Origin of the sequence: Plantibacter sp. Leaf1, from assembly GCF_001421315.1 — a bacterium.
Taxonomy (GTDB): domain Bacteria; phylum Actinomycetota; class Actinomycetes; order Actinomycetales; family Microbacteriaceae; genus Plantibacter.
The window spans coordinates 106,667-132,692 of sequence record NZ_LMJX01000003.1 but is presented as its reverse complement, the minus strand read 5'-3'; the positions used below and the strand labels follow the sequence as shown (position 1 = coordinate 132,692).

The window sequence follows — 26,026 nt, the reverse complement described above, 5'->3', positions numbered from 1 at the left end:
CCCACCATGCGCCACACCCCCACGTACCTCATGACCGACGTCGACGAGGTCAAGCGCCTCATCCGCAACCACCCGTGGGCGACGTTCGTCTCGCCCGCGAGCACCGGCCTGGTCGCCTCCCACTACCCCGCGATCCTCGAGGAGGACGTCGACGACCTGTCCATCGTCAGCCACTTCGGCCGACCGGACGAGGCGTCGCACGAGCTCGGCGCGCACGAGATCCTCGTCATCATCCAGGGGCCGCACGACTACGTGTCGCCGAGTTGGTACCCGGAGGGCCAGCTCATCCCCACGTGGAACCACGTCACCGCCCACCTGTACGGGACACCTGAGGTCCTCAGCGAGGACGAGAACTACGAGATGTTGAGCAAGCTGACGGACCACTTCGAGGACTCCCGGCCAGACGGCCGCCACCTGTCCGAGGACGAGGCCGGCACCCGGCGCGCCGCGAAGGGCACGGTCGGCCTGCGCATGCGGGTGACGCGCTTCGACGCCCGCGCGAAGCTCAGTCAGAACAAGGCGCTCGAGGTGGTCGACGACATCACCGAGCACCTTGCGGAGCGGAATCCGGAGCTCGCCGAGGAGATGCGTCGCCAGCGGGAGCTCCGGACGCCGGGTCACTGACCCGACTCCGGGCACCGACCCGACCGCGGGCGTCGCTGACGAGCACGAGGGCGACGCCCGCCGCACTCAGGAGGAACCCGCCGGCCGTCAGGAGGGTGAACGGCTCGCGGAAGAGGAGCGCCCCGGCGACGGCGGTCGTCGGGGCGACGAGGAACAGGAGGGCGTTCAGGACCGTCACGCCGATCCGACGCAGCAACCACCAGTAGAGACCGTAAGCGGAGAGCGTCGGCACGAGCGCGAGGAAGAGCGTCGTGAGCCAGAAGGTCGCGTCGCCCGGCGGCACGGCCGCACCGGTCGCGAGGGCGAGGACGGCGAGGAGCACCGTGGTCGCCGTCGCGTGGACGGTCAGCGTGAGGAGGACCGGGGATCGGTGCGGCGAGCGCCGTTCCAGGATCGTCGCGGTGATGAGGCTGGCCATGGCCAGCGCAGGGAGGGCGTAGGCGATCGGCGGCGCATCCGAGGCGCCGAACTGGGACTGCACGATGAGGAACACCCCGACCGCACCGATCCCGAGTCCCAGCCATTGCGCGCCGGGGACGCGCACGTGCAGCAGCGGGCCGGCGAGTGCGGCGATGACGAGCGGCTGGACGGCGTCGATGAGCGCGGTCGTCCCGGTCGAGATGCCCACGGCGACCGAGGCGTAGACGAACACGACGTAGCCGAACTGCGCGAACAGGCCGATGACGAGTTGTGAGCGCAGTTGGGCCTGGCTGGCGTTCCTCCACTGCCCGCTGACCAGCAGCACGATCGCGAGCCCGACGGCGAGCGGGACGAACCGCCAGAGCAGGACGGTGAGCACGGGCACGTCCTCGGTGCCGATCTTCGCGACGATGAAGCCTGAGCTCCAAGCGAGGACGAAGGCTGCGGCCGCGAAAACTATACCGATCTGTTTACTCAACCCCGCAGTATACAGACTGGTATAGTTTTTGCATGACGGTCGACACGCCAGAGCTCGCACCCCTCACGCCGGGCGCCCGACGGGTGCTCGACGCCGCGTCCGTCCTCTTCTACGAGAACGGCATCCACGCGGTCGGCGTCGACACCATCGCCGAGGCCGCCGGGGTCACGAAGAAGACCCTCTACGACCGCTTCGGCAGCAAGGAGGCCCTTGTGCTCTCCTATCTGCAGCACCGCGATGCACGGTGGCGGGCCTGGCTCGACGAGGTCCTCGCCCGGCACCCGGAACCCGGGATCGACCGGGTGCTCGCGATCTTCGATGCGGCGATCGGCTGGTCCGACGACAACAGCCCGAAGGGCTGCAGCGCCGTGAACGCCCGCGCTGAGATCCCCGATCACGCGACGAGCGGCCTGGTCCTCCCCGAGGTCACCCGGCAGAAGCAGTGGCTGCTCGACCGCTTCGCCGAGCTCATCACCGAAGCAGGCCTGCCGGACCCCGGGGCACGCGCCCGCGAACTCATGCTGCTCTACGAGGGCGCCATCGTGACGGTCGGGATGCGCACCTTCCGGGAGCCGTTCGAGACCGCCCGTTCGATCGCCGGTCGCCTCCTGTCGGCCTGACCAGGCCCGCCGGGTGACCTGTCGGCGTCCACGCGACATCGCGTAGGGTCGGCGGATGGACTTCACCGACGACGCCATCGAGACCACCACCGACCCGGGCACCGATCGCCTCGCCACCGATCGCCTCGCCATCGTGACCGGCGTGGGGCGCCGACGGTCGATCGGGGCCGGTCTCGCCGTCGGCCTCGCCGCCGACGATTGGAACCTGGTCCTCAACGCGTGGCGCCCCTACGACGAGCGCCTCGGCTACGAGCGGACCCCCGACGACCCGGAATCCATCGCTGAGGAGTGCCGTGCGCTCGGGGTCACGGTCGACGTCGTGTTCGGCGACCTCGCCGACCCGGCCTTCCCCGCAGAACTCGTCGAGCGGGCGGCGCGCTCCGGTCGCGTGTCCGGACTCGTGATGTCGCACTGCGAGTCGGTCGACAGCTCGATCCTCACCACGGACGTCGACAGCTGGGACCGCCACTTCGCCGTGAACGCCAGGGCCACCTGGCTGCTCATCAAAGCGTTCGCCGAACAGCTCCCGGTGCAGGAAGGGACGCCGGAGGTGGCCGGCCGGATCGTCGCGCTGACGAGCGACCACTCGGTGCACAACCTCCCCTACGGCGCCAGCAAGGGCGCGCTCGACCGCATCGTCACGGCGGCCGCGGTGGAGCTCGCCGACCGCGGGGTGCGGTCGAACGTCATCAATCCGGGGCCGATCGACACGGGCTGGATGACCGAGGACATCCGTCGCGCGGGGGCCGAGGCGACCCCGGCGGGCCGGCTCGGCACGCCGTCCGACACCGCGGACCTCGTCCGGTTCCTGTTCTCCCCCGCCGGTTCCTGGATCAACGGCCAGCTGCTCTCGAGCAACGGCGGGTTCAACGTCGGCTAGCCGGGCCCTGCCGCGTCGACACCGGGCTCGAACGCGTCGACCCTGCCCCGGATGACGGCGATGTCGTCGGGCAGGATCCGGCAACAGCCACCGACGACGTTCGCACCAGCCTCCAGCCAGGCGTCGACGTCGCCGACACCGGCGCGCCCGCGCCAGACCCGTGTTTCGGCATCCCACCGCTCGCCTGAGTTCGGATAGACGACGATCGCGCGGTCCGTCACGGAGCGAGCGGTTCGGATGGCCGGCAGCACCTCGTCCGGGTGGGAGCAGTTCACCCCCACTGCCTGGAACTCGTCGACACCCTCGACCAGCCGGAAGCCCTCCTCCATCGGTTCACCGGACCGCAGGCGACCACCCGCGACCGTGAAGGACAACCAGGCCGGCACCCCGGAGCCGCGCACCAGCTCGGCGAGCGCCGTCGCCTCGTCGAGGGAGGGGATGGTCTCGAGGGCGAGGAGGTCCGGACCGGCGTCGGCGAGGACCGTCAATCGCCGTTCATGCCACCGACGCAGTTCCGCTCGCGTGAGGCCGGAGTCGCCCCGGTATTCGGAGCCGTCGCCGAGGGTCGCACCGTACGGTCCGACGGAGGCCGCGACGAGGAGGCGACCCTCGTCGTCCGGATCCGTTCGCGTGTCGCGGGCCCGACGGGCGAGGTCCACGCTCGACCGCAGGAGCCGTTCCGTGTCCGAGGCGGTGAAGCCGATGCGCTCGAACGCCTCGAAACCGACCTGGTAGGAGGCGGTGATCGCGATCTGCGCGCCGGCATCGAAGAACTCCTGATGAGCCGCCTGAACGGCCGCTGGCTGATCGACGAGCAACCGGGCGCTCCAGAGCGCGTCGGAGAGGTCGTGACCGCGCGCCTCGAGGAGGGTCCCGAGACCGCCGTCGAGCGTCCACGAGCGATGCCTCAGGTCCATGCAGCCCATTGTGCCCCCACCACCGCGGGGAGGGGCGGCACTGAACACCTGGTATTGTCTATACCCGTCCAGAGCCGAGAGGACGCGTTCGCACCCGAACGAACCGCCACCCGACGTGTAGCTCCCCCGAGCTCCGTGCCAGTGCAGCATGGCGATCCTCCGGCATTTCTCGGGCACTGAGCGATTACGCGAGTGCCGAATGATTCAACACGACTGTCAGGAAACGAGTACTGCTTGTGAACTCCAGCGACAACGCGGCATCATCGTCCCCCGCATCCCCCTCCCCCAAAACCGGCCGGAAGCCGGCCCGCAAGACCAGGCGCCTCCGCGTCGACGACGTCCTCGTCGTGAAGCGCTCGCGCATCCGCACCGCCATCTCGGGCACCGTCGTCGGCAACTTCATGGAATGGTTCGACTTCGGCATCTACGGCTACCTCGCCGTCACCATGACCGTCGTCTTCACCGAGGGCCTGCCGCCTGAAGCCGGCATCCTCGTCACCCTGTTCGGCTTCGCCGTGTCGTTCCTCGTCCGTCCGCTCGGCGGCCTGGTGCTCGGGCCGCTCGGCGACAAGATCGGCCGGAAGAAGATCCTCTTCCTCACGATGTCGATGATGGCTGCGGCCACCGCGCTCATCGGTGTGCTGCCGACGGCTGCGCAGATCGGCCTGTGGGCCATCGCCCCGCTCTACCTGCTGAAGATGATCCAGGGCTTCTCAACCGGTGGTGAGTACGCCGGCGCCTCCACCTACGTCGCCGAGTTCTCCCCCGACCGCCGCCGTGGCTTCTGGGCGTCCTGGCTCGACGTCGGCTCCTACGTCGGCTTCGCGGCCGGTGCCGGAACCGTCGCCCTCACCACCCTGATCGCGGAGGGCCTCGCCGGGCCGGACGCGATGACCGAGTTCGGTTGGCGCATCCCGTTCCTCATCGCCCTGCCGCTCGGTGCCGTGGCGGTGTGGTTCCGCCTCAAGATCCCCGAGACCCCGGCCTACGAGGTCGCCGAGACCGCCGGTGGGATCGAGTCCGAGCACGCCGACCCCATGGCCCGCCAGGGGATCTTCGGGATCTTCCGCCACTTCTGGCGCCAGATCCTCATCGCGATGGCGATCGTCGCCGCGACGAACACCGCCGGGTACGCCCTCACGAGCTACATGCCGACCTACCTCGAGAAGGACGTCGGCGTCTCCAACCTGACGGCCGCGGTGGCCACCATCCCGGTGCTGCTCATCATGTCCGCCTGCCTGCCGCTCGTCGGCCGCATGTCCGACAGGATCGGCCGCAAGCCGGTGTACCTCATGGCCGTCGGCGCGACCCTCGTGCTCATGGTGCCGGCGTTCGCGGTCATGCAGATCGGTGAGATCTGGGCGATCTTCATCGCGCTGTTCATGGTCGCCGCCCCCGTCGCACTGTGGGCAGGACCGTCCGCGGCCTCGCTGCCGGCGTTCTTCCCGACGGCGTCCCGCTTCGGTGCCATGGCGATCGCGTACAACCTGTCGGTCTCCCTATTCGGTGGCACGACGCCGCTGTTCAGCGAGTTCCTCATCCAGCTGACGGGCAACACGTTCATGCCGGCGTTCTACATCATGTTCTTCGCGGCGGTCGCCGGCGTCGGCGTGCTCACCATGCGGGAGACGGCTCGTCGTCCGCTCATCGGCTCGGTGCCGACGGTCGAGACGAAGGCCGAGGCGGTGGAGCTCGTCAAGGGGCAGGACGACAACCCGCTCATCGACACCCACACGATGCCGCTCGACATCCTGCCGCCCGCCGGGTCGTCCCCTGCGGCGGACGGCCAGGACGGCCGCGTCACGACGCCCGCCGGCTAGCGGGTTCGCCGACGACGACGCGTTCGTCGATCACGATCGGGGCGGGTGCGCGATGCGCATCCGCCCCGTCGCGTCCGACCCGCTCGAGGAGCGCGGCCTGCCAGCCGCCGCTCGCCAGAGGCTTCGCAGTGACAGGCGGCACGGTCGGGTCCTGGTCCTCAGCCACTGACTCGCGCGGCGCGTCCGGCCCACGCTCCTCGGCGAGTGCCTCCTGGATGATCCGACGGGGATCGAACTGTCGGGGGTCGAGGCGCCTCCACTCGGTCGCGTCGAACTCGGGGCCGAGCTCCTCGGCAGCACGCGCCTTGGTCGTGGCGACGAGGTCGCGGACGGTGCGGACGAGCACCCCGAGTTTCTCGGCGTACACCGGTAACTGTTTCGGGCCGATGAGCACGGCCGCGAGGATGCCGATGACGACCAGCTTGTCCATGGTGAGTCCGAACACGATGCGCTCCGACGATCAGGCGGCAGGGGTGTCGGCGCGGGTATCGGCGCGGGTATCGGCGCGGGCGTCGGCCCCGGTGTCCACGTCGCCCGACACCTCGTCCTTCAGGATGCGCGCCGACTGCCCGACGCTGCGGGCGAGACTCGGGAGCTTCGCGGCGCCGAAGAACAGCAGGATGACGGCGAGGACGATGAGGGCGTGCCAGCCGGTGAGGTTCTGGAGGATTCCCATGACGGGTCCTTTCGGGTCGATGCGGGTGAGGGCGGGAGTGTGTGGAGGTGTCGGCGGTCAGCGCCCGCTCGGCGGCGTTCCTCCGCCGCCGCCAGCTCCACCACCGCCGGACGGAGCGGCACCGGCGGTCGGCGTCGTCGTGGTGTCCACCCGCACGGTGAGCGCCACCTGGTACCCGGAGGTCGCGTCGCCCGTCACCGTCGCGAGCTGCAGGGCACCACCGTCGTCGCCGAAGACGTTGTCGGCGTCGAGGCTCACCTGCGAGAGGTTCGCGCTCGACCCCTCGTAGCCGGACAAGGCGTAGACGGTGTCGCACGCCGCCTGTGGGAGGGCGACCTGGGAGGTCGCGATGGCGTTCGCGGAGTCCGAGATGTCCTGCACCGTGGGGTACACCTCGAAATGGATGTGCGGCCACCGTCCCGAATAGCAGGCCGGGAAGATCGAGGTGTACGAGACGGTCCCCGAGCTGTCGGCGACCTGGACGCCGCGGAGGTAGGTCTCGTCCTCGATCCCGTCTGAGTACATCGAGTAGCCGCCCGACGCGTCGCAGTGCCAGACGTACACGGCGACGTCGGCGAACGGGGCGTCACCGTTCGCCATGTCGAGGATGGTGAGCGAGAGGGCCATGGGGACCCCGCTCGCGGTGGTGCCGGACCCGATACTCGACCGGATGTCGCTGCGCACGATGCCGGACTCCTCGAGCACGTCGGCACCGTTCGAGCCGTCGCCCGGGTAGGGGCCCGCGGTATCGTCCGGGATCTCGCCGGCCGGGAGGTCGCCGGTCGCGGTCGCGGTGCTCGTGCCGGACCCAGCGGCGCCGGTGCTCGCACTGCTGCTGCCGGACGCCCCGGTGGAGCAGGCGGCGAGCGCGACGGCTCCCACCCCGGCGCCCACGAGACTGAGCACCGTGCGCCGGCTGACGAGGGTTCCGAGGTCGAACGCGACCCCCTGGTCGACGACCTCCTCGTCGGCCCGGTCCAGCAGGCGGCCCTCGTAGGCCGGGCCGTCCGGGGTGGTCTCGGGTTCTGGGATCCTGCTCATGGTGCGCCTCGCCTTCATCTGCGATCGGTGGTCTCGATCGGTCGTGGGACGAGCCTCGGCGTGCGGGCTATGGACTTCCTATGAGCCGTCCATCCCTCGTCCATGGGTCTGCTGGGCGGTTGCCGAGCGCGCTTCATCCCACCAGCTGAGGACCCGGGAACCGATGAGCGTGAGCCACTTCGACGGCTCCCCCTCGGGCGCCTCGACGTCGAACCAGACCCGGCCGGGCAGACGGGCGCCCTGCAGCCAGGTGCCGTCGGCTTGCCGTGCACGGCGGACGAGTTCGACGGCGTCCGCGAGTCGAGCGTCCGGCGGGGTCCCCTCGGCGATGGACACGGCCCGGAAGTGGTCGAGGGCGACGAGGGCGCTGTAGCGATAGCGGTTCGGGTAGACGAAGTGCTCGACGAAGCCACCGACCCGCTCGCCGGTGGACGCTCGGTTGAGCAGCCGGCGAGAGAGCAGGTACTCCTCGCCGCCGTGTCGGGTCGCGCGGACGCTCGTGTCGCCGGTGGTCGTCTCGTAGGCGAGGAGTCCGCGGACGGCGTTGAGCGTGGAGTGGAAGGAGGAACGGACGGAGTCACCCTCCTCCGCCTCGCAGTTCCAGCCGCCGTCGGCGAGGCGGTGTGTGGTGAACCAGGCGGCCAGCTGGGTCACGTCCACGCCGAGCCAGGCGCCGCTCGCGAGGGTGAACGCGTTGATGCAGACGTCGACCTCCCCACTCCAGTAGGGCAGGTCGTCGTAGTCCCAGCGACTGTTGGTCTCCAGGCGCGCGGCGGTGTCGGTCAGGACGGCGGCATCCACGCCCCACTCACGGAGGTCCTTGAGCGCCCAGGTGGTCGCGACCCAGGGCTGGCCAGGTTGTTCGACCTCGGGGCTGTCGAAGAAGCCGGCCGGGAAGAACGCGCCGCCCGCCCACTGCCCGTCCGGGTCCTGATGTGCGAGCAGTTCCGCGCCGAACCCGGTGGAGGGGATGCTCGCCCGGGTCGTCTCCCACACCTCGGGCGGCGCACCGGCGAGGTCCCGTTCGACCTGCCAGCGGAGGGCCGGGTCGGAGTCGAGCATCCAGTCGAGCAGCTTCGCGTCGATCGCCATGCGGGAACGCTACTCCTCGCGGGGTGCGGCCGACAGGGTGGTGTCGGCCGCGCCCGGTGTCGGATCGGACCTTCAACGCGGGGTGGCTTTGAGGCCGTTCGGTGGGCCGTCGCGATCGGATGAGGTGCGGAGGACGTCGTAGCGGACGAGCGCGTCGGCTTGTTCGAGGCTGGGTTGCACGCTCATGAGCACGCGTTTCGTCGGATCGATGTCCCAGGCGATCACGAAGTAGGCGTCGGACCCCGACCGGTCGCGCCGTCGCTCGATGACCGCCTTCGGGATGACCGGGTCGTTCCGCATGACGAGCCACGTGTTGTGGTCGAGTCGGATCGGACGGGGGCGGGTCATGTATCGAACATACGTTCGAATCTGCGGTGAGGCAAGCCGAGATGCAGTTCAGCACCCATCACCTGACGGTCGCCCCGCCGTTCGATCGCCGCCTTTGGAAGGACGAGCTGATCGCAACAAAACGAGGGCCGGTTGCTTAACTTTGCTTAACCGCTTGACCACCCTCTTGAGGTCCCGCTACGGTAACTGCGTAACCGATTAACCACTCAATGCAGAGGACGTCATGAACCAACGAGGGTTCCACCAGCCGAACGGCGCATGGGTCGGAGACGTCATCCCGTGGCAAGAGGACGGTGTCTTCCACCTGCTCTACCTGCACGAGTCGCGTCGCGTGCCGAAGATCGGCATGCCGTGGCACCGCGTGACCACCCGCAACCTCGTCGACTTCGACGACCTCGGCGAGGCGCTGGCGTCGGGCGGCCCGTCCGCACCGGACTTCAACATCTACACGGGCAGTGTCGTCCTGGACCCCGACGGCGTCCACCACGTCTTCTACACGGGCCAGCACCCCGACCACCGCGGTGCCGACGGCCTGGCGCTGCAACTGGTCATGCACGCTGTCAGCACCGACGGCATGAGCACCTGGGAGCGCAGGGAGGCCGACACCTTCGGCGCCACAGCCGGATACGAGACCGCCGACTGGCGCGACCCGTTCGTCTTCTGGGACGAGGAGGCCGCCCTCTGGCGGATGCTGATCACCGCCCGCCACGCCGACGGACCCGAGCGCCGCCGAGGCGTGATCGCCCAGTGCACCTCCACCGACCTCTCCACCTGGGAACCCGTCGAGCCGTTCTGGAACCCGCGCCGCTACATCGCCCACGAGTGCCCCGAGGTGTTCCAGTGGGGTGACTGGTGGTACCTCGTGTACTCCGAGTTCAGCGAATCGTTCACGACGCGGTACCGGATGTCCCGCACGCTGCACGGCCCCTGGCTCGTCCCCGAGCACGACACACTCGACGGTCGCGCCTACTACGCGGCGAAATCCGCCGCCCGCGACGGACGTCGGTTCTTCTTCGGCTGGATCGCCTCCCGCGACGGAGCCCAGGACGCGGGCGCGTGGCAGTGGGCCGGCACCATGTCCGTCCTGGAGGCCGAGCAGCGTACCGACGGCACCCTCGCCTTCCATCCTCCGGCCGAATTGCGTGACACCTTCGCACCCACCGGGGAGCCGAACGACACCGTCGTCCCCTCGGGCACGGTGCTCAGCGCTCCTGACGGCTATGCCGACGCTCTCTCCTCCGCGGACGCACCGGATTCCTTCCGACTCGTCACCCGGTTCGACATCGCCCCCGGCACGACCGAGTGCGGTGTCCTCCTCCGGGCGAGCGCCGACGGCGACGAGGGCTACGTCCTCCGTCTGGAGCCGAAGCGCGACCGCCTCGTCTTCGACCGCTGGCCGCGCTCCACCACCGGCACGGAGCAGTGGCAGATCTCGGGCGACGTCCCGTTCGCCGTCGAACTCGAACGCCCCTGCCACCTCGCCCCCGGACGGCACGAGCTCGAGGTGATCGTCGACGGCGACCTCTGCGTCGCCACCGTCGACGACACGGTCGTCCTCAGCACGCGCCTCTACGACCGGCCGACCGGCCGCGTCGGTGTCTTCGTCGGCGAAGGGACCGTCACCGTCGAGGACTGCACCCTGCTGGAACGTGGTGATGCCGACCCCGACGACGACCACGCGACATCGCGCCGACTCGTCGCCAGCACCACGTCCTGATCCCGACACCACGCGCCGCCCGCCTGCTCCACCCGCCTGCACCGCCCCGCACACCCGCACCCACCTGTGATCGATCAACGGAGATTCCGACCATGCCAACCACCGCACGCACACGCACCATGCGCCCCACCCGCAGCACCGCCTTCGTGGCCCTCGTCGCGGCGTCAGCGCTCGCCCTCTCCGGCTGCGCCGGCGGATCGAGCGCCACAGACCCGACCGACGTCGACCCGAAGGGCGACATCGTCCCCCGCGAGATCTCCTGGCTGCTCTCCCGCCCGGCCGACGGCGGCGTGATCACCGCGATGGAGCAGATCGCCGACGAGTATGCGAAGGACCACCCCGGCTTCTCGCTCAACCTCATCACCACGCCCGACCGCCCGTCCTACATCCAGAAGTACGAGACCCTCGCGGCGGCGAACAAGCTCCCCGAGCTGTTCGACACCGACGCGACACCGTTCGCCCAGAAGCTCGCGAAGCAGGGTCGGATGGTCGACGTCGACCTGCTCCTCGAGGACCTCGGTCTCGCCGACTCCTACCGCGAGGCGGCGCTCAACTACCAGCGGTTCGACGACGGTTCGCTGTACATGGTGCCGTTCGAGTTCCAGCTGGAGTTCTTCTGGTACAACCGCTCCCTGCTCGCGGACGCCGGTGTCACCGTCCCGGCCACGCTCGACGACTTCCCCGCCATGTGCAAGGCGCTCCGAGCCAAGGGCGTCACCCCGATCGCGCTCGACGGGCAGGACCAGTGGCCGCTCGAACGTTACATGGCCTACTACCCGTTCCGGATGGCGGGTCCCGAGTACATCCAGGACCTGAAGGCCGGGAAGGCCTCGTTCTCCGACCCGGCCGGGAAGGCCGCAGCCGAGTGGCTGTACGACCTCGGGCAGGCGGGCTGCTTCCAGGAGGGCTTCTCCTCGACCGGCTACGCGGACGCTCAAGCGCTCTTCACCTCGGGCAAGGCGGCGGTCTACAACATCGGCACGTGGGAGCTGTCGAACCTCGCGACGGATGCGCTCGACCCGGGCGTCCGTGACGCGGTCGGCACCTTCACCCTGCCGACCATCGACGGCGCCGTCACCGCCGACAACGAGTACGTGACCCCCTCCGGCATCGGCATGGCGGTGAACGCGAAGACGTACGATCCGCTGGTCCGCGACTTCCTCGCCTTCGCCCTCGAGCGCTACCCGGAGCTGTACGCGGCGACCGGCGCGCTGTCGCCGACGACCTCCGCGCAGACGACCGTCCCCGCGAACGCGACCGAGCTGTACGCGAGCTCCGTGGCGCAGGCCGACGGCGTCGGACCGGCGATCGCGATGCCCTGGGACACCCAGCTCGACCCGGCCACGAACACCCGACTCCAGCAGGAACTGACCCTGCTCGTGCAGGGCGACATCACGCCGGACGAGTTCATCGCGACGATGGACGCCGCCCTCACGGAGAACGTCGATGACTGAATTCACCCAGACCGCGGTGGGCGCGGCACCGGCCCGCCCACCGCGGCGGCGGAAGCCGATGTCCACGTCGATGCTGCCCCGCCGGTCGACGCTGTCGGTGCTCGTCTTCCTGGTGCCGCCGCTCGTCCTCTACGGCGTCGCCGTGCTCCTGCCGATCGTGCAGTCGCTGTTCCTCAGCCTCTTCTCGTGGGACGGCATCACCGACATGGCGTTCGTCGGACTCGACAACTACGTCAAGATGCTCACCCGCGACGACGTCTTCTGGACCTCGTTCGGCAACGCGCTCGGCTACCTCGCCATCTGCCTGGTGCTCCAGCTCGGTGGGGCGCTCCTCGTCGCCGGGCTGCTCACCGCCCTCCCCCGAGCCCGTGAGCTCGTCAAGACGCTCTACCTCCTGCCGGCCGTCATCTCGACGGTCGCGATCGCCATCCTGTTCCAGCGGCTGTACGCGCTCGAACCGGTCGGACTCATCAACCAGCTGCTCGCCTGGGTCGGTCTCGGTGACCTCCAGACGGCCTGGCTGTCCAACGTGCAGACCGTCCTCGCAGCCGTCTCGATCCCGGAGGGCTGGCGGTTCACCGGGCTGTACATGCTCATCATCTACGCCGCCCTCATGGCCGTGCCACGCGACCTCGAGGAGGCCGCCCGGCTGGACGGCGCGTCCTGGTGGCAGATCTTCTGGCGGATCCGCTTCCCCTACATCCGGCCGGTGTGGATCACGACGACGGTCATGGCGACGACCTTCGCCCTCCGCGGCTTCGACATCCCGTACCTGCTCACGAACGGCGGGCCCGGTCAGTCGTCCGAGCTGCTGACCACGTACATGTACAAGACGGCGTTCGTCCACACGGACTACGGCTACGCCAGCGCGATCTCCATGTTCATCGTCGTCGAGTGTCTCGTCGCCGTCGGCCTCATCTTCCTGCTGCTCCGACGGAAGGACAAGTCATGACCGCCACCCTCCCCGCCCGGCCGACCGAACAGGTCGCGCCCCCGGCTGCGCCGGCACCGAAGCGGAAGCCCCGCCACACCCCGCGCGTCCGGGTGCAGCGGACGATCCTCACCGTGACCGTCGTCGCGATCGTGCTGGTTCAGGTCTACCCGCTCGTCTGGTTGCTGCTCACGAGCTTCCGGACAGCGGCGGACTTCGCCGGCGGCAACCCCTTCGCGCTGCCGTCCGAGTGGACGCTCGACAACTACGCCAGAGCGTTCTCCACCGGCAACCTCGGGCTGAACATCGTCAACAGCCTGATCGTCACCCTCGGGTCGAGCGCCCTGATCGTTATCGCCGGCATGATGGCGGCCTACGCGCTCCAGGTCCTCGGCTTCCGGTTCAGCGGGCTCGTCCGCGGCCTGTTCCTCCTCGGCATCATCGTGCCCGTGCAGATCGCGCTCGTCCCCCTGTTCATCGACTACTCGCAGGTCGGTCTGCTCGACACCCACCTGTCGATGATCATCCCGCTGGCGGCGTTCGCCCTGCCGATGGCGGTCTACCTGTTCTCCTCCTTCTACGAGTACATCCCGAGGGAGATGTACGAGGCCGCGTCGCTCGACGGCGCGGGCCCGTACCGGATCTTCGGCCAGATCACCTTCCCGCTCTCCGTCAACACGATCATCACGGTCGTGCTCGTCAACAGCATCTTCATCTGGAACGACTTCATCTTCGCGAACACCTTCGTGCTCTCGGACGGATTGAAGACCATCCCGCTCGGCCTGCAGAACTACATCGGGGCGATGGGGAACACTGATTGGACGGCGACGTTCGCCGCCGTCTGCGTCACGGTCACACCGCTGCTGCTGGTGTTCCTCGTGTTGAACAAAGCGATGATCAGCGGCCTCGAGAGCGGAGCGACCAAGGGATGAGCAGCACCGACCAGCCGAAACCCGGCGCGGACCACCCGAAGAACACCTCGGGCATCACGATGCGCGACGTCGCGAAGGCCGCCGGTGTCTCCGTCGCGACGGTCTCGCACGTCGTCAACGACAAGCCGGGCTCGCGGATCGGCGAGGACGCCAAGCGCCGGGTGCACGAGGCGGTGGCCGAGCTCGGCTACCGACCGAACGCCCTCGCGAAGACGCTGTCCCAGGGGCACTCCCGCTTCATCGGCCTCGTCGCCGACGCGATCGCGACGACCCCCTTCGCCGGCCAGATCATCCACGGCGCCCAGGACGAGGCGTGGCGACACGGCTACGTCCTGCTCGTCGCCAACACCGACGGCAACACGGCCGCCGAGGATGAGGCGATCGCGATGATGCTGGAGCACCAGGTCCGCGGGATCCTGTACTCGACCTGGTTCCACCACGAGATCACCGTGCCGGAGGCGCTCCACCAGACCGACACCGTGCTCGTCGACTGCTTCGCCGGCGGCAGCGGACTCCCGGCCGTCGTCCCCGACGAGGAGCAGGGCGGACGGACCGCGACCGAGGCGCTGCTCGCGGCCGGCCACCGACGGATCGCGTTCGTCAACACCACGACCCCTTCACCGGCACAGACCGGACGGCTCGCCGGGTACCGCTCGGCACTGCAGGCCGCGGGGGTCGCGTTGGACGACGCCCTCGTGTTCCCGGCCTCGCCGGAGCAGGAGGGCGGGTACGCGGTGACCGCCGAGGTCGTCGACTCAGGCGCCACCGCGGTGTTCTGCCACAACGACCGCGTGGCCATGGGACTCTACGACGGGCTGCGGGAACGCGGACTGCGGATCCCCGACGACATGGCGGTCATGGGGTTCGACAACCAGGACGTCATCGCCGCCCACCTCAGGCCGCCGCTGTCGACGGTCGCCCTCCCCCACTACGAGCTCGGAGCGGCCGGTGTCCGTCGGCTGCTCGGCCTCGACGCCACGCCGTCCACCGGGCCGCAGCTCATCGCCTGCCCGGCCGTCCCGCGGCACTCCGTCTGAGGGCGCGGCCATGCACGACGAACCGAGCGTCCTCCCGAGGCCTGGCTTCCACCTGACGCCGGAGCGCAACTGGATGAACGACCCGAACGGCTTGGTCTTCCATCGTGGGCGCTGGCACGCGTTCTTCCAGTACAACCCGGAGGGCAGCGACTGGGGCAACATGAGCTGGGGTCATGCGACGAGCGTCGACCTGCAGCACTGGGACGAGCTCCCGGTCGCCCTGCGGTTCACCGCCGAGGAACAGGTGTACTCGGGATCCGTGGTCGCCGCAGGGACCGACGGACGGCTCACGGCGTACTACACGAGCGTGTCCACCGACGGTCGGCAGGCGCAGTCCCGGGCGACCAGTGACGATGACGGGCTGACCTGGCAGCGCGATCCGGACAACCCGATCCTCGACCGCGGTTCGCAGGCGTTCCGCGACCCGAAGATCATCCGATACGAGGACGGCGCGGGGTTCCGCTGGATCATGCTCACCGTGGAAGCCGTCGAGCGGCAGGTCCTCGTGTACTCCTCCACCGACCTCCGCACCTGGGAGCACGTCAGCACCTTCGGTCCGGTCGGTCCCACCGGCGTCGTGTGGGAGTGCCCAGACCTCATCTCGCTCGCCGTCGACGGTCGTCCCGAGGAGACCCGGTGGGTGCTGCTCCTCAGCACCAATCCGGTCGGTGACGCGCAGGATCCGGACGGATCGTCGATGAGCTACCTCGTCGGCGACTTCGACGGCTCCACCTTCATCCCTGAGCGGTCCGAGCCACAGCGGCTCGACCACGGCCGGGACTTCTACGCGGCGGTCGGCTTCGACAGCGCTCCAGGCGGTGAAGCGGTCATCCTCGGTTGGATGGGCAACTGGCGCTACGCCGCCGACCTCCCCGCCTCGCCGTGGCGGGGTGCGATGTCGCTCCCCAGACGGCTCTCGCTGACCACGGTCGACGACGAGCCACGACTCGTGCAGGAGCCGCCGGCCTTCGTGACGGAACGGTTGGCGGCGATCGAACCGACGACCATCGCCGTGTCCTCGGACGCCGTCGATCTGCCGCTCGACGGCGACGGGGTGGTCGCGCTGCACTGGGATCCGTCGATCACGGGCGAGCTGCGGCTCCGGCTGACGGCCGACACCGACGGCGAGGTCGTCATCGTCCACGACCCGACGTCGGCGACACTCGCCGTCACCCGGTCGGGCGGCGCCATGGACACGGTGCACCCCGACTTCGCCTCGACCAGCATCGTCCCGCTCGCCGGTGACCGGCCGGCCCGGCTCCTCCTCAGCCTCGACGGCCCATTGCTCGAGCTGTTCGTCGACGGTGGTCTCGCCACCGTCTCCGACCTCGTCCTCCTCGGGAGCGGACCACCCCGGCTCACACTCGCGAGCGAACGCGCCAGCCCCGTCACCGTCGCCGTCGCCGTCCTCCACCGGGCGTCCGTCATCGATCAGGCGCACGCGTTCGCCTGACCCTCCTCCACCCGCACGATCCAGCACCATCCCGCCACGGGTGCCTTCGGCGCGCCCGCAGCACCGACGAAAGGAACCGCAATGACGCACGACCTCTCCAGACGGACGATCCTCCAGGGCGCAGGCCTCGGGGCCCTCGCACTGTTCGCGAGCGCAGGGGCTCCGCTCACGGCCCAGGCCGCTCAAGGGACGACCGCCGCGCAGGCACAGGCATCGCTCCGCTCGGTGTTCCATATGACGCCACCGTCGGGGTGGCTCTGCGACCCGCAACGACCGGTGTTCACGAACGGCGCGTACCAGCTGTACTACCTCCACTCCGGCCAGAACAACGGTCCGGGCGGTTGGGATCACGCGACGACGACCGACGGCGTCGCCTTCACCCACCACGGGACGGTCATGCCCCTCCAACCGGACTTCCCGGTGTGGTCGGGATCCGCCGTCGTGGACACCGCGAACACGGCGGGCTACGGTGCCGGGGCGGTCATCGCCCTCGCCACGCAGCCCACGGACGGGGTCCGGAAGTACCAGGAGCAGTACCTCTACTGGTCCACCGATGGCGGCTCCACCTTCACGATGCGCCCGGATCCGGTGATCGTGAACACCGACGGACGGACGGCCCAGACCGCGGCGGAGATCGACAACGCCGAGTGGTTCCGGGATCCGAAGGTGCACTGGGACGCGGCGCGGAGCGAGTGGGTCTGCGTCATCGGCCGTGCTCGCTACGCGGCCTTCTACACCTCGACGAACCTCACGACGTGGCAGTTGCAGCACAACTTCGACTATCCGAACCACGACCTCGGCGGCATCGAATGCCCCGACCTGTTCCAGATGCGAGCGGGCGACGGCAGCTGGCACTGGGTGTTGGGCGCCAGCATGGACGCCTACTCGATCGGCCTGCCCATGACCTACGCCTACTGGACGGGCACCTGGGACGGGACACGGTTCACGGCCGACGACCTCACCCCGCAGTGGCTCGACTGGGGGTGGGACTGGTATGCCGCCGTCACCTGGCCGAAGGCGGAGTCGCCCGATGACCGCCGGCTGGCGATCGCCTGGATGAACAACTGGAAGTACGCGAACCGCGACGTCCCCACCGACGCCTCGGACGGGTACAACGGCCAGAACTCCGTCGTCCGGGAACTGCGACTCGAGGCCCAGTCGGGTGGTCGGTACAGCCTGCTCAGCTCGCCCGTCGACGCCCTCGCCGGGTATGCGACCGCGACGCTCACCCTCCCCGACCAGACGGTCACCGGGAGCGCCGTCCTGCCCTGGAGCGGCCGGGCGTATGAGATCGAGCTCGACCTCACGTGGGACGCCGCGAGCAACGTCGGGCTCTCCGTCGGACGCTCGGCGGACGGCTCCCGGCACACCAACATCGGCAAGGCCGGGGCCGAGCTCTACGTCGATCGGGCGCCGTCCGACCAGGCCGGCTTCTCCTTGCAGCCGTACACGCGGGCCGCAGCGCCGATCGACGCGGCTGCGCGCTCCGTCCACCTGCGGGTCTTCGTCGACACGCAGAGCGTCGAGGTCTTCGTCAACGCCGGGCACACGGTCGTGTCGCAGCAGGTCCACTTCGCCGAGGGAGACACGGGGATCTCGTTCTACGCCGACGGTGGACCACTGACCGTCTCGGGGATCACGATCCGCGAGTTCGGAACGGCGATCTAGGCGAGCGCGCTCATCCGTGCGTCAGGATGGACGGATGGATCTCCAACACCTGACCGAGCACGGACGCTGGACGACGGCCCCTGCGGCGGTGACGACGGAGGCGGACGGTTCGCTCCTCGTCACCGCCGTCGAGGGCAGTGACGCCTGGCGGCACACCTCGTACGGGTTCGTCCACGACACGGAGCACGCCCTGGTCGCCCCGATGCCACGCCGCGGGGCCGTCGAGGTGACGTTCGTCCTCGACGGCTCCGAGCAGTTCGATCAGGCAGGGGTGTTCCTGCGGGTGTCCGAGACGGACTGGATCAAAGCCGGCGTCGAGGTGTCGGACGGGGTCGCCCAGCTCGGCGCGGTCGTCACGCACGGCACCTCCGACTGGTCGGTCGCGCCCGTCCCCGACTGGCTCGGACGTCCGGTGACCGTCCGAGCGAGTCGGGACGGCGACGCGGTGACGGTGCGCGCCCGGGTGGACGAGGAGGACTTGCGCCTGGTCCGGGTGGCGCACCTCGACCCGGATGCCGAGGTCGAGGCCGGGCTGTTCTGTGCGGCGCCGACCCGCGCGGGACTCACCGTGCGCTTCACCGCCGTCCGCCTCGGCCCGCCGGACGAGGCCCTGCACGCCTGACGACGGTCATCACCGGTGAGTTGCCGCCCCGCGGGTCGCCGTCGCCACGTTGCGCTCGGCGAGCACCGCGAACGCCTCGACCAGTTCCGGGGGCTCGACCACCTCGATCTCCGTGTCGAAGCGGTTGAGCGAGGCGGCGAGCGCGACCCACGACCAGGCACCGGCGGTGTATCGGGTGCGGTCATCGCCGGCCGCCTCGGCCGCGCCGTCACCAACGAAGGGCTCGACGGCGGACAGCGGGAGGTGCAGGAGGACGGTTCCGACGCACGGCCACCGGTCGGCGTGCTCCGAGCCCTTGAACCGCGCGGCGACGAACGCCCGCACGTCACCCCCGGGAGCCGTGCGGGGGTGGAAACGCGGACCCGTCGGCGTCCGCGGCATGAGACGGTCGGCACGGAAGATGCGCCAGTCGTCGCGGTCGAGGTCCCAGGCCACGAGGTACCACCGCTCGTCGGAGAGCACCAGGTGATGCGGTTCCACCCGACGCGGCGGTTCCGGGTCGTCGACCGCCCGACCGAAGCGGAGCACGTGCCGGTCCCGGATGGCGGCTGACACCGAGAGCAGCACCTCGGAGGAGACCGTGGGCGTCGGCGCGGCTCCGGTGCGGGCCACGTTCGCGACCTCCAGGGCATCCAGCCGGTGGCGGACCCGCGACGGCAATACCTGTCGGACGGTGGTCAGGGCTCGCAGCGCCGCCTCGCCGATGCCCTCGCCCGCCACCGCGGCGGTTTGGAGCGCCACCGTCAGCGCGACCACCTGGTCGTCGTCGAACAGGAGCGGTGGCAGCTCACTGCCGGCGTCCAGGCGATACCCGCCGTCCGGACCCATCGTCGCCTCGATCCGGTAGCCCATCTCACGCAGGCGGTCGACGTCGCGCCTGATCGTGCGGTGACTGACGCGCAGTCGATCGGCGAGGAGCGCGCCCGGCCAGTCCCGCCGGGCCTGGAGCAGGGAGAGCAGCTGCAGCAGGCGCGAGGTCGGTGAGGACATGATCCGAGCGTAAACCGAGTAGCGGACACGATCTGTCCTAGACGCCGGTGATCATGGTGCTCAGCCGGGAGGAGCCCGGTCCGAATCGAGGAGCACTCATGAGCATCACGACCACCACCCACCTGAACTTCGGCGGCGACGCCCGCACGGCACTGGCCTTCTACGCGTCCGTCTTCGGCGGACAGACCACGATCGCGAGCTATGCGGACTTCGGTATGCCCAAGGACGCTCCCGGGGCGGAGCTGGTCGTCTTCGGACAACTCGAGTCCGCCGACGGGTTCCGGATCATGGCCTACGACAGCCCGGGCGCTGTGGGCGGCTCGCTCATCGGCGGTGGCGCGACGCGTCGCGAACACGGCACGACCGTCACGGAGCAGTCGTGCTTCGTCTCGGTGCGCGGCGAGACGCTCGCGGAGGTCGAGTCCTTTTGGGCCAAGCTCACCGAAGGCGGCACGGTCGTCGAGGAGCTCGCGGCGTCCGCTTGGAGTCCGGGCTTCGGCATGGTCACCGACCGGTTCGGGGTCACCTGGATCCTCGACGTCGCCGCGGCGTCCTGAGGCGACCGCTCTCGCTGAGCGACCGCACTCACTGAGGCGGAGACGGAACGGGCCGGTGCGGAGGTCATCCACACCGGCCCGTTCCCGGTCATCAGCGTGCGGCTCAGCGCAGCTTGTCGAACCGCTGGCCTTCGGCCTTCGAGGGCAGGAGGAACAGGACGAGCAGGATGATGCCGCCGATCGACGGGATGAGCGAGAAGAAGTAGAACGGGCCGGGGAAGTTGGCGTCGTGCAGTCGGCGCCAGATGAGGGCGAGGCTCGGCACGATGGTCGCCAAGCCGATGAGCATCAGCAGGACGAAACCGACGATGATGAGCGGTGCAGCCCCCGGGATCTCGAGGATGCCGGGCTGGGTGTAGTAGGTCTTCGAGCCGGCACTGTTGTCGAACACGATCGCCTCGCGCTGTGCGGCAGCCGACGACGCACCGATCGCGACACCCGTGATCAGCAGGATGTTCGGGATGAGCGTGACCAGGAACAGGAACAGCGTGACCCACCAGTACTCGCTCCGCGAGGCACGGCCGGAGAAGGTCGCGTACTTGCGGAGGTAGCGCTTGGCCGCCTGCGTGAACGTCGCCCCGTAGAGCGGAAGTGAGAGGTCGTCGGGCGAGGTGGCTCCGCGCGGAGCCTGGGGAGCATAGTTCGGGGCCGCATACGACGGGGTTGCGGGGTATTCGGGTGTCGGGTTGGAACTCATGGCTGCTTTCGGTCGAAGTCGGTCGATGACTCAATTCTGGCAGCGCCGGAAAGCACCCCTGGACGGGTTGCGTTCCGCTGGGGTGGGCTGGTCCCTGCCGGCGCGGTCCGCTGAGCCGAGCCGGTCGAGGTGCACCCTTCGACAAGCTCAGGGACCGGAACGTGTCCGGTACGCAATACCCGGTCACTGAGGCCAACCCGGTCACTGAGCCTGTCGACGCGCGCCCAGCAGCAGGCGCGCGGCCCGAGCGAACCCATCAACCACACCCGGTCACTGAGCTCGTCGAAGTGCGCGGACCGGCAGGCTCGCGACCCGCTCACATCCCACAACCAGACCCGGTCACTGAGCTTGTCGAAGTGCTCACGGGATGCATCCACACCCACTCGCACTCGGCATCTGGAATGTCAGTGGTCCATGGTGGACTGGAGTCATGACCGAGACCACCACCGCGACCAGCGCGAGCGACGAGTACGCCGCGCAGCTCGCCGAGTTCTCGGACGAGTACGCCGAGATCGGCCGGCTGCGGGCGGCGCTCGATGCGCGTGAAGCGCGGTTGCTCGCGCGGTCGGCCGCGTACGCGGACGCCCTGGCGGACACCGTCGTCCCAGCCGTCTACCCACCCGCCGAGCGGCGTGCTCTGTCGCGGCGCTCGACGTGCGCGATGCTCGCGATGGCGACCCGTTCGGCCGAGCGGACAGTCCTGCACGCGACGGACGACGCCGAGCGGCTCGTGAACGAGGCGCCGTCTGTGTTGGTGGCGCTGGAGGCGGGTCGCATCTCGGGCCGGCACGCGCGCACGATCACGGATCAACTGCGTGAGGTTCCGACGGCCGGTCGCGCGTCCTTTCTCGCAGAGGTGCTCCCGATGGCCGAGCGATTGACCGCCGCGCGGCTCAAGAAGCGCGCGAAAGACCTCCGCGAGAGACTGCACCCGGAGTCCATCACCGCGCGAGCAATCCGTTCCGAGGCAGACCGCCGCATCGAGTTCGAGCCGGCCTCAGACGGCATGGCGTGGGTGCATCTGTTCACGACCGCTCCGATCGCGCAGGGCATCGTCGAGCGACTCGAGAGCGCAGCGTCCGAAGCGCGTCGCGCTGGCGACCAGCGCACCTGCGGGCAGCTCCAGGCCGACGCCCTCGCGGCCCTGGCCCTCACCGGCGTTACGCCGGAGGATGTCGCTTCGAACCCCGTGCTCCCGCACCCGATGGAGGTGCAGGAGCACATCAAGCCGACCGTGCAGATCACGGTCCCGGCGCTGAGCCTGGCCGGGGTGAGCGACGCACCCGGCACCCTCGACGGATACGGGCCGATCGACCCCTCGACCGCAGCGCGCATCGCGGTCAACGCACCGTCCTTCACCCGCATCCTCGTCCAGTCCGAAACCGGAGCCGTCCTCTCCGTTGGGCGGAATCAGTACCGAGTGCCAGCCGATCTGCAACGGGCAGTGCGCCTTCGAGACGGCACTTGTCGCGCACCAGGGTGCGGAAGACGAGCCAGGGCCTGCGACCTCGACCATTCCGTCGCCTGGCAGGACGGCGGAACGACAGACGTCGGAAATCTCGCCTGCCTCTGCCGACATCACCACCGGATGAAGCACCTCCCCGGCTGGAACCTCGAGCACCGGCCGGGCGGCGTCCTCAACTGGACGACACCCGATGGGAAACACCACCGCACCGAGCCGGACCCCGCGCCGTTCTGAACCCCCGCCGGTCCCTGAGCCTGAGCCTGTCGAAAGGTTCCTCGTGGGCACTTCGACAAGCTCAGCGACCGACGGAAGCGCGCCTGAAACGTCTCGCTCCCTGAGCATGCCACCTGCAGGAAAGCGCTTGCCCAGTGCGCGGTCACACCGGTAGCCTCGTCCGGAACCCCACCCGGAAGGTCGCAATGCCGCGCCGACACGACAGTCCATCCACCAGCGACCACCCCACACCGATCGTCGTCAACGACAACGCCGCCTGGTGCTGGTTCCAGGACGAACGGGCACTCGTCGATCCGGTCGCCGGCCTCCTCCTCGTGGGATCGATCGCCTCGACCACCGGTGTCGACGGCGAGCGCCGCGGCGGCAACGTCGAAGTCACCGTCGTCGACCTCACCACCGGCAGAGCCGACGTCGTCGTCCTCCACGAGCGACTCGAATCCGACGACCATGACGTGCCCGCCCTCTGGCACCGTCCCGACGGCCGCTGGCTCGCGATGTACACCCGCCACAAGACCGACGACCTCACCCGCTGGCGCATCAGCGAACCCGACGACCCACGCCACTGGGGGCAGGAGCAGACCTTCGACTGGAGCCCCCACACCGGCGGCTCCGGCGTGACCTACGCGAACCTCCACGAGCTCGACGGCCGCCTGTACTGCTTCGCCCGCGCCGTGAACGACGACCAGTGCGCCCTCGTCTCCGACGACCACGGCGACACCTGGCGGTACGCCGGCAAGCTCTTCACCCGCCCGAAGGTGGGCTACGTGAACGGCTACACCCGCTACACCTCAACACCCACCCGGATCGACCTCATCACCACCGACCACCACCCGCGCGACTACGACAACAGCGTCTACCACGGGTTCCTCGACGCCGACGGCCTCCACCGCACCGACGGCAGCATCGTCGCCCCGCACCCGCTGAACGGCGACGCGCCCTCACAGGTGGACCTCACGACGCTCGTCGCCGCCGGGTCCACCCTTCCCGAGGGCGGCCGATGGCCGGGTGTGCGTCTCGGCCACGGCTGGACGGTCGACCTCCGGCGGGCCGCCGACGGCACCCTCGCCGCCGCCGTCTCCGCCCGCGCCGACGACGGTCCGGCCCACCCGGACGAGGCCACCGAACGCTTCCGACCCGTCCTCGACCACCGGTTCCTCTCCGCCCGCCTCCGGCCTGGAGGCGAGTGGTCGGTGCATCCGCTCGCCCTCGCGGGCGCCGGACTCCTCCCCCACGAGCAGGACTACACGGGCCTCGTCGCGATCGATCCCGACGATCTCGACTCCGTCTACCTCTCGAGCGCGATCGACCCACGCGACGACACGACCCTGCCGCACCACGAGATCTTCCACGGACGGACCACCGACGCCGGAGCGAGCTGGTCGTGGACGCCCGTGACGGAACATTCGGCGCACGACAACCTCAGACCGATCGTCGCACCTGGCGATCCGTCGACCGTCTCGCTGCTCTGGTTCCGTGGCAGCATGGCGAGCTCTCAGGACTACCGATGCGAAGCCGTCCTCCTGCGCTTGCCCCGCGCCCCGCACCTCACGCGCGAAGCGGTCACTCCGGCCAGGACACCTCGCCGCTGAAGTCCGGGTGCTTCCGCAGGTAGGCCTGGATGAAGGGGCAGTAGGGCACGATCGTCAGGCCGCGCTCGGCGGCGTCGTCGAGGGCCGCTGACGCGAGGACGCTGCCGAGCCCCTGCCCGCCGAAGTCGGGATCGATCTCCGTGTGGGTGAAGAGGATCCGGCCCGGTTCGTCTCGGTACCCGGCGATCCCCGCGACGCGGTCGCCCACGCGGATCTCGTACTCGTGGCTCTCGTCGTTGCGGACGACCTCCGGGGTGTCCGCGTCGGTGCTGGGTGTCGTCATCGGGGCTCCGTTCCACTCGGTCCTCACTGTACGTCCGATGCGCCCCGTCATGAGCTGTTTACACGGCGTCCGGATCCGCAACCTGCCGGAAACATGGGCACACGCCGACGGAAACACGGTGGTGTCACGCTGGGCGCACCCGACGCGCTCCAGCCGCGTCCCTGCGGAGAGGCACCTCGAATGGATCAAGGAAACACAGCGTTCATCCTGATAGCTGCGGCACTCGTGCTGCTCATGACTCCAGGGCTCGCATTCTTCTACGGCGGCCTGGTGAAGGCGAAGAGCGTCATCAGCATGATGATGATGAGCTTCGGCGCACTCGGCCTCATCGGCGTCCTCTGGGTGCTGTACGGCTACGCGATCGCGTTCCCCGGCTCCGAAGGCACCGTCGCCCCGTGGGCGATCGACACCGCGAACATCGGCCTGACCGGTGCCCTCGAGACGCCGGAGGGTGCCTCCTACCCGCCGCTCGCCTTCGTCGCGTTCCAGGCGACCTTCGCGATCATCACCGTCGCGCTCGTCTCCGGCGCGATCGCGGACCGCGCGAAGTTCGGCTCCTGGATGATCTTCGCCGGCATCTGGGCGACCGTCGTCTACTTCCCCGTCGCCAGCTGGGTCTTCAACTTCGGCCTCGCCGATGACGGCAGCTTCGCCTACGGCGGCTGGATCACGCACGGCCTCCAGGACGTCTTCGGCGTCGGCGTCATCGACTTCGCCGGTGGTACCGCGGTGCACATCAACGCCGGTGCGGCAGCGCTCGCCCTCGCGCTCGTCCTCGGTCGTCGCGTCGGGTTCAAGAAGGGCGCCTACGTCCCCCACAACCCGCCGTTCGTCCTCCTCGGCGCCGGCCTCCTCTGGTTCGGCTGGTTCGGCTTCAACGCCGGCTCCGAGCTGGCCGCCGACGGCACCGCTGCACTCGCCTTCGTCAACACGATCGCCGCTCCGGCCGCCGCGCTGCTCGCCTGGCTCGTGGTGGAGCGCGTCAAGGACGGCAAGCCGACCTCCGTCGGTGCCGCATCCGGTGCGGTCGCCGGTCTCGTCGCGATCACCCCGGCGTGCGCCTCGCTGCACCCGATCTGGGCGATCGTCCTCGGTATCGTCGCCGGCGCGGTCTGCGCACTCGCGATCGACCTGAAGTTCAAGCTCGGCTTCGACGACTCGCTCGACGTCGTCGGCATCCACCTCGTGGGTGGCCTCATCGGCACGCTCTACCTGGGCTTCTTCGCCAACGGCACCGGCCTGTTCATGGGTGGCGACGGCTCGCAGCTGCTCGTCCAGGCGATCGCCGCGTTCTCCGTCCTCATCTACTCCTTCGTGCTCGCCTTCATCATCGGCTTCGCGATCGAGAAGACGATCGGCTTCCGCGTGAAGAACGAGGACGAGATCGCCGGCATCGACACCGTGGTCCACGGTGAAGAGGGCTACATCCTCGTCGACGCCAAGGCCTGACCGACCGACCGCACCACTGACCGACCTGCACC

Annotated in this window: 26 protein-coding genes; 16 read left to right on the top strand and 10 right to left on the bottom strand. The window is 69.4% G+C overall.

The genetic code is table 11. The features are described 5' to 3' along the window. The first annotated feature begins 6 nt into the window (after nucleotides 1-6). Nucleotides 7-624 carry an FMN-binding negative transcriptional regulator gene (locus tag ASE44_RS14535; RefSeq protein WP_056781473.1) on the top strand — a complete coding sequence of 206 codons (618 nt, stop codon included), beginning with the start codon at nucleotides 7-9 and terminating at the stop codon, nucleotides 622-624. Here the strand turns inward: ASE44_RS14535 and ASE44_RS14530 are convergent. Next, nucleotides 542-1,522 carry a DMT family transporter gene (locus ASE44_RS14530; protein ID WP_082498719.1) on the bottom strand — a complete coding sequence of 327 codons (981 nt, stop codon included), beginning with the start codon at nucleotides 1,520-1,522 and terminating at the stop codon, nucleotides 542-544. The genes ASE44_RS14535 and ASE44_RS14530 overlap by 83 nt on opposite strands. A 32-nt stretch (nucleotides 1,523-1,554) precedes the next feature. On the opposite strand from ASE44_RS14530, the gene ASE44_RS14525 reads away from it, so the two are divergent. Beyond that, complete coding sequence (locus ASE44_RS14525; RefSeq protein ID WP_056781471.1) at nucleotides 1,555-2,142, top strand: TetR/AcrR family transcriptional regulator; 588 nt, start codon at nucleotides 1,555-1,557, stop codon at nucleotides 2,140-2,142. A 55-nt stretch (nucleotides 2,143-2,197) separates the two neighbouring features. Continuing rightward, the gene (locus ASE44_RS14520; RefSeq protein ID WP_082456110.1) at nucleotides 2,198-3,022 is read left to right on the top strand and encodes an SDR family oxidoreductase; all 825 of its coding nucleotides are present in this window, start codon (nucleotides 2,198-2,200) and stop codon (nucleotides 3,020-3,022) included. On the opposite strand, the gene mmuM is transcribed toward ASE44_RS14520, so the two are convergent. Continuing rightward, nucleotides 3,019-3,939, bottom strand: coding sequence for a homocysteine S-methyltransferase (mmuM, locus tag ASE44_RS14515; RefSeq protein ID WP_235522654.1), 921 nt, complete (start codon nucleotides 3,937-3,939; stop codon nucleotides 3,019-3,021). The two genes, ASE44_RS14520 and mmuM, sit on opposite strands and share 4 nt — an antisense overlap. A gap of 236 nt (nucleotides 3,940-4,175) precedes the next feature. Here mmuM and ASE44_RS14505 point away from each other — a divergent pair, with 236 nt between their 5' ends. Beyond that, on the top strand, nucleotides 4,176-5,759 hold the full coding sequence (locus ASE44_RS14505) for an MFS transporter (RefSeq protein ID WP_235522653.1): 1,584 nt from the start codon (nucleotides 4,176-4,178) through the stop codon (nucleotides 5,757-5,759). Here the strand turns inward: ASE44_RS14505 and ASE44_RS14500 are convergent. The 5 genes from ASE44_RS14500 to ASE44_RS14480 all read right to left on the bottom strand — a co-directional run bounded on the left by ASE44_RS14500 (nucleotide 5,740) and on the right by ASE44_RS14480 (nucleotide 8,916). Beyond that, nucleotides 5,740-6,204 carry a hypothetical protein gene (locus tag ASE44_RS14500; RefSeq protein WP_056781463.1) on the bottom strand — a complete coding sequence of 155 codons (465 nt, stop codon included), beginning with the start codon at nucleotides 6,202-6,204 and terminating at the stop codon, nucleotides 5,740-5,742. The genes ASE44_RS14505 and ASE44_RS14500 overlap by 20 nt on opposite strands. Before the next feature lie 15 nt (nucleotides 6,205-6,219). After that, a complete protein-coding gene (locus ASE44_RS14495; protein WP_369817202.1) occupies nucleotides 6,220-6,435 on the bottom strand; it encodes a twin-arginine translocase TatA/TatE family subunit in 216 nt (71 codons plus the stop codon). Between the two features lie 57 nt (nucleotides 6,436-6,492). Next, a complete protein-coding gene (locus ASE44_RS14490; RefSeq protein ID WP_056781979.1) occupies nucleotides 6,493-7,476 on the bottom strand; it encodes an intradiol ring-cleavage dioxygenase in 984 nt (327 codons plus the stop codon). A gap of 78 nt (nucleotides 7,477-7,554) precedes the next feature. Then, complete coding sequence (locus tag ASE44_RS14485; protein ID WP_056781459.1) at nucleotides 7,555-8,568, bottom strand: hypothetical protein; 1,014 nt, start codon at nucleotides 8,566-8,568, stop codon at nucleotides 7,555-7,557. 72 nt (nucleotides 8,569-8,640) lie between these two features. Continuing rightward, a complete protein-coding gene (locus tag ASE44_RS14480; RefSeq protein WP_056781457.1) occupies nucleotides 8,641-8,916 on the bottom strand; it encodes a hypothetical protein in 276 nt (91 codons plus the stop codon). A 223-nt stretch (nucleotides 8,917-9,139) separates the two neighbouring features. Between ASE44_RS14480 and ASE44_RS14475 the strand changes: the two genes are divergently transcribed. The 8 genes from ASE44_RS14475 (at nucleotide 9,140) to ASE44_RS14440 (ending at nucleotide 18,730) form a co-directional block, all read left to right on the top strand. After that, nucleotides 9,140-10,633, top strand: a complete 1,494-nt coding sequence (locus tag ASE44_RS14475) for a glycoside hydrolase family 32 protein (RefSeq protein WP_056781454.1) — start codon at nucleotides 9,140-9,142, stop codon at nucleotides 10,631-10,633. A gap of 92 nt (nucleotides 10,634-10,725) precedes the next feature. Next, a complete protein-coding gene (locus ASE44_RS14470) occupies nucleotides 10,726-12,087 on the top strand; it encodes an ABC transporter substrate-binding protein (RefSeq protein WP_235522652.1) in 1,362 nt (453 codons plus the stop codon). A 70-nt stretch (nucleotides 12,088-12,157) separates the two neighbouring features. Continuing rightward, a complete protein-coding gene (locus ASE44_RS14465) occupies nucleotides 12,158-13,039 on the top strand; it encodes a carbohydrate ABC transporter permease (protein ID WP_056013507.1) in 882 nt (293 codons plus the stop codon). Further along, nucleotides 13,036-13,950 carry a carbohydrate ABC transporter permease gene (locus ASE44_RS14460; RefSeq protein WP_056013116.1) on the top strand — a complete coding sequence of 305 codons (915 nt, stop codon included), beginning with the start codon at nucleotides 13,036-13,038 and terminating at the stop codon, nucleotides 13,948-13,950. The genes ASE44_RS14465 and ASE44_RS14460 overlap by 4 nt, the downstream gene beginning before the upstream one ends. After that, nucleotides 13,947-14,987: a LacI family DNA-binding transcriptional regulator gene (locus ASE44_RS14455; RefSeq protein WP_056013119.1), complete on the top strand. Its 1,041-nt coding sequence runs from the start codon at nucleotides 13,947-13,949 to the stop codon at nucleotides 14,985-14,987. The genes ASE44_RS14460 and ASE44_RS14455 overlap by 4 nt, the downstream gene beginning before the upstream one ends. 10 nt (nucleotides 14,988-14,997) lie before the next feature. After that, nucleotides 14,998-16,440: a glycoside hydrolase family 32 protein gene (locus tag ASE44_RS14450; protein WP_056781451.1), complete on the top strand. Its 1,443-nt coding sequence runs from the start codon at nucleotides 14,998-15,000 to the stop codon at nucleotides 16,438-16,440. A gap of 81 nt (nucleotides 16,441-16,521) precedes the next feature. Further along, the gene (locus tag ASE44_RS14445) at nucleotides 16,522-18,108 is read left to right on the top strand and encodes a glycoside hydrolase family 32 protein (RefSeq protein ID WP_056781448.1); all 1,587 of its coding nucleotides are present in this window, start codon (nucleotides 16,522-16,524) and stop codon (nucleotides 18,106-18,108) included. A gap of 34 nt (nucleotides 18,109-18,142) precedes the next feature. Further along, nucleotides 18,143-18,730, top strand: coding sequence for a DUF1349 domain-containing protein (locus tag ASE44_RS14440; RefSeq protein WP_056781446.1), 588 nt, complete (start codon nucleotides 18,143-18,145; stop codon nucleotides 18,728-18,730). A 9-nt stretch (nucleotides 18,731-18,739) separates the two neighbouring features. Here the strand turns inward: ASE44_RS14440 and ASE44_RS14435 are convergent, their stop codons facing one another. Then, nucleotides 18,740-19,720 (bottom strand): YafY family protein, encoded by a 981-nt coding sequence (locus ASE44_RS14435; RefSeq protein WP_056781444.1) that lies wholly within the window; start codon nucleotides 19,718-19,720, stop codon nucleotides 18,740-18,742. Between the two features lie 98 nt (nucleotides 19,721-19,818). On the opposite strand from ASE44_RS14435, the gene ASE44_RS14430 reads away from it, so the two are divergent. Next, complete coding sequence (locus tag ASE44_RS14430; protein ID WP_056781977.1) at nucleotides 19,819-20,277, top strand: VOC family protein; 459 nt, start codon at nucleotides 19,819-19,821, stop codon at nucleotides 20,275-20,277. A 103-nt stretch (nucleotides 20,278-20,380) separates the two neighbouring features. Here ASE44_RS14430 and ASE44_RS14425 read toward each other — a convergent pair whose 3' ends face one another. Next, nucleotides 20,381-20,974 (bottom strand): DUF805 domain-containing protein, encoded by a 594-nt coding sequence (locus ASE44_RS14425; protein ID WP_056781441.1) that lies wholly within the window; start codon nucleotides 20,972-20,974, stop codon nucleotides 20,381-20,383. Nucleotides 20,975-21,404: 430 nt separating this feature from the next. Here ASE44_RS14425 and ASE44_RS14420 point away from each other — a divergent pair, with 430 nt between their 5' ends. Next, the gene (locus ASE44_RS14420; protein ID WP_056781438.1) at nucleotides 21,405-22,673 is read left to right on the top strand and encodes an HNH endonuclease signature motif containing protein; all 1,269 of its coding nucleotides are present in this window, start codon (nucleotides 21,405-21,407) and stop codon (nucleotides 22,671-22,673) included. A gap of 185 nt (nucleotides 22,674-22,858) precedes the next feature. Next, the gene (locus tag ASE44_RS14415; RefSeq protein WP_056781435.1) at nucleotides 22,859-24,262 is read left to right on the top strand and encodes a BNR-4 repeat-containing protein; all 1,404 of its coding nucleotides are present in this window, start codon (nucleotides 22,859-22,861) and stop codon (nucleotides 24,260-24,262) included. On the opposite strand, the gene ASE44_RS14410 is transcribed toward ASE44_RS14415, so the two are convergent. Then, on the bottom strand, nucleotides 24,234-24,545 hold the full coding sequence (locus ASE44_RS14410) for a GNAT family N-acetyltransferase (protein WP_056013142.1): 312 nt from the start codon (nucleotides 24,543-24,545) through the stop codon (nucleotides 24,234-24,236). The genes ASE44_RS14415 and ASE44_RS14410 overlap by 29 nt on opposite strands. A 180-nt stretch (nucleotides 24,546-24,725) precedes the next feature. Between ASE44_RS14410 and ASE44_RS14405 the strand changes: the two genes are divergently transcribed. Next, entirely contained in the window at nucleotides 24,726-25,994 is a 1,269-nt protein-coding gene (locus ASE44_RS14405) for an ammonium transporter (protein WP_056013145.1), read from the top strand. Nucleotides 25,995-26,026 lie beyond the last annotated feature (32 nt).